The sequence below is a fragment of the Paenibacillus tepidiphilus genome (assembly GCF_008635795.1).
Lineage (GTDB): Bacteria > Bacillota > Bacilli > Paenibacillales > Paenibacillaceae > Paenibacillus_AQ > Paenibacillus_AQ tepidiphilus.
Genome location: NZ_VWRQ01000035.1, coordinates 32881 through 45686 on the forward strand (window position 1 = coordinate 32881; position 12806 = coordinate 45686).

A 12806-nucleotide genomic window follows, 5' to 3' on the forward strand; every position below is an offset into this window, starting at 1 on the left:
TGGCGGAAGCAACTTTGAAGTTCCCCGTGTTGACGATGGAAAAAAGGGTTACGATAAACAAAAGCGTCGCCTGAATTTCTGGACTTTATTTAGGAGGGTTTTACAGTGACAAAGTATATTTTTGTAACGGGTGGCGTTGTGTCTTCCCTTGGCAAAGGCATCACCGCCGCTTCGCTGGGCAGATTGCTCAAGAACAGAGGGCTTAAGGTAACGATTCAGAAATTTGATCCTTACATTAATGTAGACCCTGGAACCATGAGTCCTTATCAGCATGGCGAAGTGTTTGTAACCGACGATGGGGCGGAAACGGATCTGGACCTGGGCCATTATGAGCGGTTTATTGATATCAACCTGTCCAAGAACAGCAATGTTACAACAGGCAAGATCTATTCCTCCGTTATCAGCAAAGAGCGCCGCGGCGAATATCTGGGCGGAACGGTACAGGTCATCCCGCATATTACGAATGAAATCAAGGAACGTGTATTCCGTGCAGGCCGCGAGACCGGCTCCGATGTGGTCATTACCGAAATCGGGGGAACTGTAGGCGATATCGAGAGCTTGCCATTTATGGAAGCGATTCGTCAGATCAAGAGCGACATCGGCCGTGAGAATGTAATGTACATCCACGTTACCCTGATTCCTTACATCAAAGCAGCGGGTGAAGTGAAGACGAAGCCGACGCAGCACAGCGTCAAGGAGCTGCGGAGCATCGGGATTCAGCCGAATGTGATCGTGTGCCGTACAGAGTATCCTTTAACCGAAGATATGAAGGCCAAGCTTGCATTATTCTGCGACATTGATGCGAATGCAGTGGTTGAATGCCGCGACGCTTCCACACTGTACGAGGTTCCGCTCAATCTGCGCGATGAAGGGTTGGACGAGATTGTCGTTAACCATCTCAAGCTGACTACGCCTGCGCCGGATATGCGTGAGTGGGAGAGCATGCTGGGACGGATCCAGAACCTGGAGAAGACCGTTGAGATTGCGATGGTCGGTAAATATGTGGCCCTGCACGATGCCTACCTGAGTGTAGTGGAGTCCCTTTCACATGCCGGGTTTGCTGCGGACAGCGAAGTCAAGATCCGTTGGGTGGACGCTGAGCTGGTTACCGACGAGAATGTGGGCGAATTGCTTGGCGGTGTTGGCGGGATCCTCGTTCCCGGTGGCTTCGGCGACCGTGGTATCGAAGGCAAAATCTCGGCTATCCGCTATGCCCGTGAACAGAAGGTGCCATTCTTCGGTATCTGCCTGGGCATGCAGGTATCGGTTATCGAGTACGGCCGTTCCGTACTGGGCCTTACCGGCGCGAACAGCTCGGAGATCGATCCGGCTACTCCGCATCCGCTGATCGATCTTCTGCCTGAACAGAAGGATATCGAAGATATGGGAGGCACCATGCGTCTGGGCCTTTATCCGTGCAAGCTGTTGCCGGACTCGCTGGCCATGTCGTGCTACGACGACGAATTGGTATATGAACGCCACCGTCACCGTTACGAATTTAACAATGCATACCGTGATGAGATCGAGAAGGCCGGTCTGGTCATCTCCGGAACATCGCCGGACGGTCGTCTGGTGGAAATTGTCGAGCTCCCGGGACATCCTTGGTTCCTGTCGGTACAGTTCCATCCGGAGTTCACTTCCCGTCCGAACCGTCCGCAGCCGCTCTTCCGTGAATTTGTCAAAGCTTCCCTCAAGCATTCCGAACAGCTGTAAACATCTGATCATCGCTGCCACAGCATGTGGACTAAAGGAGCCCCGGACGGGGCTCTTTTAGAAAGGCGATCCTCTCCGACCTTCCTGTCGACGGCAAATCCTTTCTTTTTTTTCATAGAATATCTGGGAAAACTCATACATTAACTGGAATTGATGTACGCATTTTAACCAATTAGCAGGAATTTGACTGGAAAGCACGAATAATAGGTTTCGTGTAGATATTTTGGTTGGGGGCCGTTAGCTGTGCAAGGACGCGGTAAAGACAATCTGCCTTATATCTGGGAGGGTATGATATGGAAAAAAAGAAAGTGTTAATTGTCGACGATCAGAACGGGATCCGAATTCTTCTCATGGAAGTCTTTAACAGCGAAGGGTACGCCACATATCAGGCGGCTAACGGAAAAACGGCACTGGATATCGTCCGCAGTGAATCCCCAGATTTGGTTCTGCTCGATATGAAAATTCCGGGAATGGACGGGCTGGAGATTCTGAAGCATTTGAAAGAGATTAACCCGGCGATCAAAGTCATTATGATGACGGCTTACGGCGAGCTTGATATGATCAAGGAAGCGACCAAGCTGGGCGCGCTTATGCATTTTACCAAGCCGTTTGATATCGATGAAATGCGGGTGGCCGTAAATATGCACTTGCATAACAATTCTGTGGACCAATGCAGCTAGCGTTTTAATCCTGCAGGAATGAAGCCAGGCGCCCCAGCTTCCATTGTTTGGATGGCGGTGCTTATGGACAAAATAATAGGGACCGGTGTGCCTCTAAGCGGGCTGGATGGATATCGTCCCACCGGGACGTTTTTTTGCGTGTCCTATTTAGTATTTAACACAGGATGTGCTATAATAGGCCTGTATGCGATGTCGGCTTCATAAAAGCAACCTAAAATTTAGGAGGATTGAAACCATGCCATTAGTATCTATGACTGACATGTTAAACAAAGCCCTTGAAGGAAAATATGCCGTAGGGCAGTTCAACATCAACAACCTCGAGTGGACACAAGCGATTCTCGGTGCAGCAGAAGAAGAGAAATCCCCGGTTATCCTGGGTGTATCCGAAGGCGCAGCTCGTCACATGGGCGGATTCTACACTGTTGTGAAGATGGTTGAAGGCCTTATCCATGACATGAAGATTACTGTTCCTGTTGCCATTCACCTGGACCATGGCTCCAGCTTTGACAAATGTAAAGAAGCCATCGACGCCGGATTTACTTCCGTTATGATCGACGGTTCCCACCATCCAATCGACGAGAACATTGAAATGACCAAGAAAGTTGTCGATTATGCACATGCCAAAGGCGTTTCCGTTGAAGCTGAAGTAGGTACTGTAGGCGGACAGGAAGATGACGTTATCGGCGGCATCCAATACGCTAACCTTGACGAATGCGTACGCATCGTGAAGGAAACCGGTATTGACACTCTGGCTCCTGCTCTGGGTTCCGTACATGGACCATACCTCGGTGAACCAAACCTTGGATTCAAGGAAATGGAAGAGATCCGCGATGCAGTTAATCTGCCGCTCGTGCTTCATGGTGGTACAGGCATTCCATTGCATGACATCCAGAAGTCGATTTCCCTGGGTACTTCCAAGATCAACGTGAACACCGAGAACCAAATCGCATTTGCGAAGGTTGTTCGTGAAGTTCTGGCCGCCAAGCCGGATGCTTACGATCCACGTACCTTCATCCAACCAGGACGCGCAGCGATCAAAGAAACAGTTATCGGCAAAATCCGCGAATTCGGCTCCAACAACAAGGCGTAAGCTGTTTGTAGTCTGTTTTCTGTTTTTAGATAAGCCAAATTTGGCTTTTGAAGCATCAGAGGATAAGGACAGGTTATTTCAGGCTGTCCACCCGAATATTCTGATATGGAAAGCACACCGCTTAGCCGGTGTCTTTCCATTTTATTCACCAAATTAGCCACAGCAAGTATTGCCAGGGTAAGCGCAATACACGTAGGGGGAAACAGATAAATCTATGGAAAAATTAATGATTGGCGGCGGACGTCCGCTTGAGGGCGTTGTAACGATCAGCGGTGCCAAGAATAGCGCGATCGCGCTTATTCCTGCGGCGATTTTGGCCGAATCGGAAGTTGTTCTGGATAATTTGCCGTCCCTTAGCGATGTAGCTGTTTACGCCGGAATTCTGGAAGAGCTTGGCGCAACTGTCTCCTGGTCAGGCAGCCAGATGAGAATCAATCCCTCCCGTATTGTCTCCATTCCTATGCCGAATGGACCCGTCAAGAAACTGCGGGCCTCTTACTATATGATGGGAGCGCTTTTAGGACGGTTTAAAGAAGCGACCATTGGCTTGCCGGGCGGCTGCAATTTTGAGCCGCGTCCGATCGACCAGCATATCAAAGGTTTTGAGGCGCTGGGTGCAACAGTAACGAATGATCATGGATCTATCCATCTCTATGCAAAGGAACTGCGCGGCGCCAAGATTTATTTGGATGTAGCCAGCGTAGGAGCCACAATTAACATCATGCTGGCGGCTTCACGGGCCAAAGGCTCTACCATTATCGAAAATGCGGCCAAAGAGCCTGAGATTATAGATGTAGCTACCTTACTAAACTCGATGGGCGCCGTAATTAAGGGTGCCGGAACTGAAACCATCCGGATCGAGGGTGTCAGCGAAATGCACGGCTGCCGGCATTCCATTATTCCCGACCGGATTCAAGCTGGAACATACATGATCGCCGCAGCGGCTACGCGCGGCAATGTGCTTATAGATAACGTAATACCGAAGCATCTGGAGGCAGTAACGGCCAAGCTGCTGGAAATGGGTGTGGAGATCAAGGAATTGGACGAAAGCATCCGTGTCATCGGCAGGTCTAGATATGACCATGTTGATGTTAAGGCGCTTGTCTATCCAGGATTCGCCACTGATCTGCAGTCACCGATGACGAGCATGCTGACGCAGGCTGAGGGTGTCAGTGTGTTGACCGACTCCGTCTACAGCAACCGTTTTAAGCATGTGCCTGAGCTTGTGCGCATGGGAGCGAAGATTCGGGTGGAAGGCCGGTCAGCGATTATTGAAGGCAGCAAATTGAATGCAGCCAAGGTTAAGGCTGCCGATCTGCGTGCCGGTGCGGCTTTGGTTATTGCCGGCCTCACCGTGGAGGACGGGATTACCGAAGTCACCGGAGTTGAATTTATCGACCGCGGCTATGACAACCTGGTAGGTAATCTGCGTCAAATGGGGGCTGAGGTCTGGCGCGAGAATGAATAGGATCGGGTGAATTCCACAGGCGGAAGGAGATTTATGTTCTTGATTACTGCATATCTCCTTCCAAATTGGGTAATCCTATCCTAATGAGCATTTACTAGACTTATATATAAAATTGAATAGGTGGTTATTACATGGATCTTCAAATTTCCGATCTGGAAGAAATGAAGCTGACCGACTTGTATAAGCTGGCCAAGAAATACCAGATTCCCTACTACGGTCAACTTAAGAAGCGGGAGCTGATCTTCGCGATCCTGCGGGCGCAGGCAGAGCAGAGCGGCCTCATGTTTATGGAAGGTGTACTGGAAATTCTGCCTGAGGGCTATGGATTCCTGAGACCGATCAACTACTTGCCGAGTCCGGAAGATATATATATTTCAGCATCGCAAATCCGCAAGTTTGATCTTCGAAGCGGTGACCTGGTATCCGGAAAATGTCGTACACCCAAAGAGAACGAACGTTACTTCGGACTGCTGCAAGTCAATGCCGTCAATGGCGAGAATCCGGCCAGTGCAGCCGAGCGCTTGCATTTCCCGGCACTGACACCTCTTTATCCGCAAGATAAGCTGCAGCTTGAAACATCCCCTACTCATCTGTCTACCCGTATCATGGATTTGCTTGCTCCTGTAGGTTTGGGGCAGCGCGGCTTGATTGTAGCACCTCCCAAAGCAGGGAAAACGCTCCTCCTGAAAGAAATCGCCAACAGTATTTCCGCCAACAATCCCGAGATCGAACTGTTCGTATTGCTGATTGATGAACGTCCGGAGGAAGTAACCGATATGCAGCGTTCCGTAAAGGGCGAGGTGGTCGCTTCTACCTTTGATGAGCTTCCGGAGAATCATATCAAGGTAGCCGAGCTTGTTTTGCAGCGCGCTCTCCGTTTGGTTGAACATAAGAAGGACGTAGTCATTCTGCTGGACAGCATCACCCGTCTTGCGCGGGCCTATAACCTTGTCGTTCCGCCTTCTGGCCGGACACTCAGTGGCGGTATTGATCCGGCGGCGTTCCATCGGCCAAAGCGCTTCTTCGGCTCTGCGCGTAATGTGGAGGAAGGCGGCAGCCTGACGATCCTGGCGACGGCGCTGATTGATACGGGTTCACGTATGGATGACATTATTTATGAAGAATTTAAAGGCACAGGCAATATGGAGCTGCATCTGGACCGCAAGCTGGCTGAGCGCCGTATTTTCCCGGCTATCGACATCCGCCGTTCCGGCACACGCCGCGAAGAGGTGCTGTTAACCAAAGAAGAGCTCGATACCATCTGGGCAATCCGCAAGAATATGAACGAATCCTATGATTTCGTAGAAGGCTTCCTCAAAAAGCTGCGCGACAGCAAGACCAACGCCGAATTCCTGGCTTCCTTCGATGTGGCCGGAGGCAGAGAGAACGCCTCGGCAAGCGGCACCGCGAGCAGTGGCGGAACTTCGAACAGCGGAGCAGGCGCGCGCCGAACAACGCGCCCTAAGACACCGACAGTACCTACAACCTGAGAAACCTAACAAGAGGAGATAGACATGTATTTGGTATATGCCGACGGGCAAGGAAACGTATATGATCATCCTGAGCTGTACGGGCTAGCCCGCAGCGGGGATATGATCGTGGAGATACTGGAGGAAGAGCTGATTCCGCTGCCGGAAGGAGCAACCCTGGTCGGACTGCCGAACACGCTGGCCGTAGGCATGAATCCCGCAACCGGCGAGATGCTGCCGTTGCCGGAAGGCTCGCAGGCTGTAGGCGCGCTGCTGCCGCAGGGCTTCACCCGGCTCTGTCTACCCGGTTATGTCAAGACAGACAAGTCGTATAAGCTTCCGCTCTTTGGCTATTCAGCTGTGGTTTGGAAGGATGGGAAATTCTATGTAGCTGCCGATCCAACCGATGACCCCGAGCAGTGGAATCCGCTCCATTGCGACCGGGAAGATGTGAAAGCGGCAGTGGGCAAATATACGGACAAATTTCCGGAGAACCGTCTCTACAGTCATTTGTCCAACTGTGCGCTCGGTTATGAATGCCTGACCTCGTCCAATACCTTCCTTAACCGCTGGGAAGGCGCGGTTCCGGTCTCGTATTCCTGCAATGCCGGGTGCTTCGGCTGTATTTCCGAGCAGCCGGATGACAGCGGCTTTGTCTCACCGCAGACCCGGATGAACTTCCGTCCGACCGTAAGCGAGATCTCCCAAGTGATGCTGGAGCATTTGAAGACACCACAGTCAATCATCAGTTTCGGGCAAGGCTGTGAAGGTGAGCCTTCTACACAAGCCAAGCTGATCATTGAAGCCATTCGTGAAGTGCGCTCCATCACGGATATGGGCTATATTAACATCAATACCAATGCCGGACTGAGCGATCATATCCGGGGCATTGTGGATGCTGGCCTCGATTTGATGCGTGTCAGTACAATCAGCGCGCTGGACGGTCACTACAATGCATATTACAAGCCACGCGGCTACACTTTAGCCAATGTGGAGAAATCCTTGAAATATGCCGCATCCCAAGGGGTGTATACTTCCATTAACTACTTGATCTTCCCCGGCGTAACCGACCGTGAGGAAGAGATTGAAGCGATGGTGGAATTTGTCCGGCGCTCTGACCTGAAGCTTATTCAGATGCGTAATCTGAATATTGACCCGGAGAGCTACCTGGAGCTTATTCCACCAGCTCAAGGGGAAATCCTTGGCATGAAGACGATGCTTGAGATCTTCCGCTCGGAGCTGCCGGATGTGGTGATTGGGTCCTACACCCACGTTCCGCCTCCAGGTCAAGCCCGTCCCAAACAGCGGCCGGTACAGCAGCCCTGAAATCTGAAATGCAAATATCTTGCAGAGTGTTTTCATTCGTGCTAAGATAACTATTGTGCGTTTTAATAACTCTGAGTCCGCATGAGGCTTAGGGCATGAGAGGTGAATATAATGCAAGAAGCTATTCAACCAAAGTATCATATTGGCAAAGTGACCTGCGCATGCGGCAATACGTTCGAATCCGGTTCTGTTAAGCAAGAACTGCGCGTCGAAATTTGCTCCAACTGCCATCCGTTCTTCACAGGCAAGCAGAAATTTGTGGATGCCGGCGGTCGCGTTGATAAATTCAAGAAGAAATACGGTATCTAATCATACAGCCCTCCATGGGCTTAAAGATTGGACTAACCCCCGGCCCTCGCAGCCGGGGGTTTCTTTTGCTTCCTTGTTTGGTGGGAAATATGTTAATTTTTATAAAGTGGACTCTACAAAACCGCTATACACCGGGTTTCTTCAATAACTAGACAGTGCTACGCCAATGGGTGCGGGTTGCTTTTTGCTGTAGCTTGGGCTATACTTAACTTCGCCGTGCTAGACGGGGAGGTAGCGGTGCCCTGTAACTCGCAATCCGCTGTAGCGAGGTTGAATTCCTGTTAGAGGTGCTGTCGATGTGAGGTCTGGTCCCTGTGCGCTGTGTTGACGGTTGGGTCCTCCGCAATGAGCGCTTGTGAACCTGGTCAGGTCCGGAAGGAAGCAGCCATAAGCAAGTTTGCTTTTGTGCCGGAGGGTGGCCTAGCCCGAGCAGTCGTGCAGGATTGCCGCTTGGATCGCGGTCATCAATAACAGGTGCACGGTTTATGATATCGATAAATGACAGCATCTTTGCGTAAGCGAAGATGCTTTTTGTTTTTGGTCATATTCTGGGGAATATAGTATAATAAAGTAGCTATAAAATGCCGGAAAGCGGCAGCACGAGAGAGGGTAATGCATAGTGGAACATATTGCGCTGTACCGTGCCTGGCGGCCGCAGTCGTTTCAAGACATGGTAGGACAACAGCACATTATCCAAACGCTGCAGAATGCGATTCGGGAACAGCGGGTTTCGCATGCCTACCTGTTCAGCGGACCACGGGGGACCGGCAAGACGAGCGCCGCCAAAGTGCTCGCCAAAGCGGTCAACTGCGAGCGGGGCCCGGGACCTGAGCCTTGCAACGAATGTCCCTCCTGTCTGCGGATTACGGCGGGCAATATTATGGATGTGCAGGAAATTGATGCCGCCTCTAACCGGGGTGTCGAAGAAATACGCGACCTGCGGGACAAGGTCAAATATGCGCCAACCGAAGTGCGCCGTAAAGTGTATATTATCGACGAAGTGCATATGCTGACAACGGAAGCGTTCAATGCGCTTCTGAAGACGCTGGAAGAGCCGCCGCCGCATGTTATGTTCATCCTGGCGACGACTGAACCGCATAAATTGCCGGCGACGATTATATCCCGCTGCCAGCGCTTTGACTTTCGCCGGGTCTCCCTGGAGGAGCAGACCAAGCGCCTGGAGGAGATCTGCCGGAAGGAAGACATCTCGGCTGATACGGAGGCTCTGCAGTATATTGCGCGTCTTTCGGACGGCGGGATGCGCGATGCCTTGAGCATACTGGACCAGATATCTTCTTTTACAGATGGCAATGTAACCTATCAGCAGGTTCTCGGCATGACCGGAGGAATTCCCTCGGAGCAGTTTGCCAAGCTGGCTGCAGCTATTCTGGAAGGCGATATGGGTCTGCTTCTTGAGCTGGTGGAGCAGTTGATGCTCGAAGGTAAGAGTGCGGATAAATGCCTGGAGAATTTGCTGTATTATTTCCGCGATTTGCTGATGATCAAGATGGTGCCGGGCGCCGACCATTTGACGGATCGTGTGCTGAATCCGGCTGATTTCCGTGATATGGCCGCCGGATTCTCCCGGGAACGGCTGTTTCAGATCATCGATACATTGAACCGCTATCTTGGCGAGATGAAGTATGCAACCCATCCGCAAACCTTATTTGAGGTGGCGCTGATGAAGCTTTGCAGCTTGCGGCAGGATGGCGTCCAGCCATCTGTCTCCCCCTCTGCAGCCGGGATGAGGGAGTCAGCGGGCGGTGAGACCGGAGCCGCCTCCGGTGAACTGGAGCAGCTCAAGCGGCAGCTGGCTGCCATGGAGAAGAAGCTGGAACAAGCCCTTCAATCCGGCGGTATATCCGGCGGGCGCGAGCAAGCTTCCGGTCAGAGGCCAGCGGTTGCGGCCAGTCCGGCACCCCGTGTATCCTCTGCCTCCAAGCTGCCTTCGCACCTGGAGAAGTTTATTGCGGCGAAGGACAGCGCTGATTCTACCGCTGTATTTAAGCAGTGGGGCGTTGTATTGCAGGGCGTGAAGGATGAGAAGGTCACGGTGCACGCCTGGTTCGTGGACGGAGAGCCTGTGTCCGTAATGGAAGATGCGGTACTGGTTGCCTTCAAGAATACGATTCACCGCGAAACGACGGAGAAACCGACGAACAGGCAGGTCATTGAGCAGGTTTTTGCTGCTCGTCTGGGTAAGCCCTACCGCCTGGTTACAATGATGATGCGTGACTGGAACGAAGCTGCCCAGAAGTCGGCGGCCAAGCCCGGAACCGAGGAGCTGCGACTTGAACATGAGCATGAGAGTCCGGAATCCCAGGCCGAACCATGGATTGACGAGGCGATCCAGCTTTTTGGTGAAGACCTTGTTGTCATAAAAGATTAAACTTAACTCATTAGCGCCGGAAAGCGCATTCCAAAGGAGAGACGACCTATGAACAATATGAATCAAATGATGAAACAGGTTAAGAAGATGCAGGAGCAAATGCTCAAGGCACAAGAAGAGCTGGGCAGCAAGACCATTGAAGGCACTTCCGGAGGCGGCGTTGTTACCGTTGAGGTCAATGGCCACAAGAAAGTGCTTTCCATCCAGATCAAACCAGAAGCAGTCGATCCGGATGATGTAGAAATGCTGCAGGATCTTGTGATGACTGCAGTGAACGACGCATTGACCAAAGCCGAAGAATTGGCCAACAATGACATGGGCAAATTCACCGGTGGCATGAAGATTCCAGGCCTGTTCTAAGCCGGATTCCACCCTAAGTTTAAAGGAGATCCATCATTTGCAATATCCAGAACCGTTAGCCAAGCTGATCGAAGCTTTTACGCGTTTGCCGGGAGTGGGTCCGAAGACCGCTGCACGGCTCGCTTTTCATGTGCTGCACATGAAAGAGGATGAAGTCATTGATTTTGCCAAGGCGCTGGTCAGCGTGAAACGCAATCTTCATTATTGCTCGGTCTGCTGTAACATTACCGACACCGATCCCTGCCGTATTTGTCAGGATAAGACTCGCGACGCCTCAGTGATCTGCGTGGTGCAGGACTCCAAAGACCTTGTTGCCATAGAGCGCACCAAAGAGTTCGATGGGTATTACCACGTACTCCAAGGGGCGATTTCTCCGATGGAAGGACTCGGACCGGATGATATCCGGCTAAAGGAGCTATTGACCCGGCTTAGCGATGAGCGTGTGAAGGAGCTGATTATGGCGACTAATCCGAATATTGAAGGTGAAGCTACTGCGATGTATATCTCCCGGCTGGTGAAGCCCTTTGATATCCGGATCACCAGAATTGCCCACGGTCTCCCCGTAGGCGGCGATTTGGAATACGCGGATGAGGTGACTCTGTCCAAAGCGCTGGAAGGCCGGCGAGAGCTATTCTAATGCAGCGGTGTTCACCGGAAGGAAGCCCCTTGGGGCTTCTTTTTTTTGCGAACAATTTACGTTGATGAACCTGTTCTAAGTTTGTCCCGATCTCTATATGAATGAGTAAGCGGGATAAGCCCGCTTCATTGCAGATAAGAGGGGGGAAGGGACGATGGGTTGGTGGAGATGGAAACGTCCGGGAAGCGGCAAGGTTCGTATCAATGAAGCTGCGCTGGAAGAGAACTGGAATGCATACCTCGATGTCCGTAAAGCACAGGCAGAATGGGAAAGGGCTTATCTAATGTTTGATGAAGCGAGGGGCCAGGATCAGATTGACTATGCCATCTATATACTGGAGGCGGCGGAGCGCAAGTATCAGATCCATCTAAAGCATGCTAAGACTCTTGGTTTAAACCGCAGTCAAATGTAGGAACAGAGAGGATGGGGGATCGTGGAAAGAACGGCAGCGCTTATTATATTGATTGTGTCAGGATTGCTTCTTCTGTTTGTTGTTCTCAGAAAAAAATTGGGTTTTGCCTGGCTTACGGTGTTCGGAACCCATTTAATCCTTGCTGCCTTAGGGATCTATATTGTGAATTTTTCAGGATTGCTCACGGATATTTACCTCCCGCTTAATCCGGCGACTATCGGTACAGTAACGGTTCTGGGGCTTCCGGGAGTGATCATGCTGATTGGATTGAAAATATCTTTGTTTTAAAGGTTGACGAAGCTTATTGTTCTGTGATACATTATATCTCGGCCCTTCGGACAAGATATCCTCTGGATAACTTGCCGGCAGATAAGCGAAAAAGAAATTAAAAAAACGCTTGACTGAAACGAGCCATGTGTGGTAAATTATAAAGGTCGCTGCTGACAAGCGGCGATGAAGAAAAAGAGACATTGATCTTTGAAAACTGAACAACGAGTGAGTATCGGAAATCACCTCGGTGATTCCAAAATGAGAATTTATTCTCGTCAGTTTCAAAATGAGCTATCGCTCTTTCAATACCTTATTGGAGAGTTTGATCCTGGCTCAGGACGAACGCTGGCGGCGTGCCTAATACATGCAAGTCGAGCGGAGTTATGAGGGAGCTTGCTCCTGATTAGCTTAGCGGCGGACGGGTGAGTAACACGTAGGCAACCTGCCCCTTGGACTGGGATAACTACCGGAAACGGTAGCTAATACCGGATAATTTCTTCTGCTGCATGGCGGGAGAATGAAAGGCGGAGCAATCTGTCACTAAGGGATGGGCCTGCGGCGCATTAGCTAGTTGGTGGGGTAACGGCCCACCAAGGCGACGATGCGTAGCCGACCTGAGAGGGTGAACGGCCACACTGGGACTGAGACACGGCCCAGACTCCTACGGGAGGCAGCAGTAGGGA

The 12806-nt window shown here is 51.3% G+C and carries 12 protein-coding genes, 1 rRNA gene and 1 other RNA gene; all 14 read left to right on the forward strand.

The features are described 5' to 3' along the window. The first annotated feature begins 105 nt into the window (after positions 1-105). Entirely contained in the window at positions 106-1713 is a 1608-nt protein-coding gene (locus F1379_RS28085; protein ID WP_150275779.1) for a CTP synthase, read from the forward strand. Between the two features lie 293 nt (positions 1714-2006). Further along, complete coding sequence (locus F1379_RS28090) at positions 2007-2393, forward strand: response regulator (RefSeq protein ID WP_150275780.1); 387 nt, start codon at positions 2007-2009, stop codon at positions 2391-2393. Between the two features lie 235 nt (positions 2394-2628). Then, a complete protein-coding gene (fba, locus tag F1379_RS28095; RefSeq protein ID WP_150275781.1) occupies positions 2629-3483 on the forward strand; it encodes a class II fructose-1,6-bisphosphate aldolase in 855 nt (284 codons plus the stop codon). 214 nt (positions 3484-3697) lie between these two features. After that, positions 3698-4951, forward strand: a complete 1254-nt coding sequence (locus tag F1379_RS28100) for a UDP-N-acetylglucosamine 1-carboxyvinyltransferase (RefSeq protein WP_150275782.1) — start codon at positions 3698-3700, stop codon at positions 4949-4951. A 131-nt stretch (positions 4952-5082) separates the two neighbouring features. After that, positions 5083-6441: a transcription termination factor Rho gene (rho, locus tag F1379_RS28105; protein WP_150275783.1), complete on the forward strand. Its 1359-nt coding sequence runs from the start codon at positions 5083-5085 to the stop codon at positions 6439-6441. A 24-nt stretch (positions 6442-6465) separates the two neighbouring features. After that, positions 6466-7746 carry a radical SAM family protein gene (locus F1379_RS28110; protein ID WP_150275784.1) on the forward strand — a complete coding sequence of 427 codons (1281 nt, stop codon included), beginning with the start codon at positions 6466-6468 and terminating at the stop codon, positions 7744-7746. 111 nt (positions 7747-7857) lie between these two features. Further along, a complete protein-coding gene (gene rpmE / locus F1379_RS28115; protein ID WP_150275785.1) occupies positions 7858-8055 on the forward strand; it encodes a 50S ribosomal protein L31 in 198 nt (65 codons plus the stop codon). A gap of 214 nt (positions 8056-8269) precedes the next feature. Then, positions 8270-8537: signal recognition particle sRNA large type (gene ffs / locus F1379_RS28120), an RNA gene on the forward strand. A gap of 137 nt (positions 8538-8674) precedes the next feature. After that, a complete protein-coding gene (gene dnaX, locus F1379_RS28125; RefSeq protein ID WP_150275786.1) occupies positions 8675-10444 on the forward strand; it encodes a DNA polymerase III subunit gamma/tau in 1770 nt (589 codons plus the stop codon). Positions 10445-10492: 48 nt separating this feature from the next. Next, on the forward strand, positions 10493-10804 hold the full coding sequence (locus F1379_RS28130) for a YbaB/EbfC family nucleoid-associated protein (RefSeq protein WP_150275787.1): 312 nt from the start codon (positions 10493-10495) through the stop codon (positions 10802-10804). Between the two features lie 37 nt (positions 10805-10841). Beyond that, positions 10842-11441 carry a recombination mediator RecR gene (gene recR, locus F1379_RS28135; protein WP_150275788.1) on the forward strand — a complete coding sequence of 200 codons (600 nt, stop codon included), beginning with the start codon at positions 10842-10844 and terminating at the stop codon, positions 11439-11441. Positions 11442-11595: 154 nt separating this feature from the next. Then, on the forward strand, positions 11596-11853 hold the full coding sequence (locus F1379_RS28140; RefSeq protein ID WP_150275789.1) for a hypothetical protein: 258 nt from the start codon (positions 11596-11598) through the stop codon (positions 11851-11853). A 21-nt stretch (positions 11854-11874) separates the two neighbouring features. Then, positions 11875-12141: a pro-sigmaK processing inhibitor BofA family protein gene (locus F1379_RS28145; protein WP_150275790.1), complete on the forward strand. Its 267-nt coding sequence runs from the start codon at positions 11875-11877 to the stop codon at positions 12139-12141. A gap of 292 nt (positions 12142-12433) precedes the next feature. Next, a 16S ribosomal RNA gene (locus F1379_RS28150) occupies positions 12434-12806 on the forward strand; the annotation flags it as partial.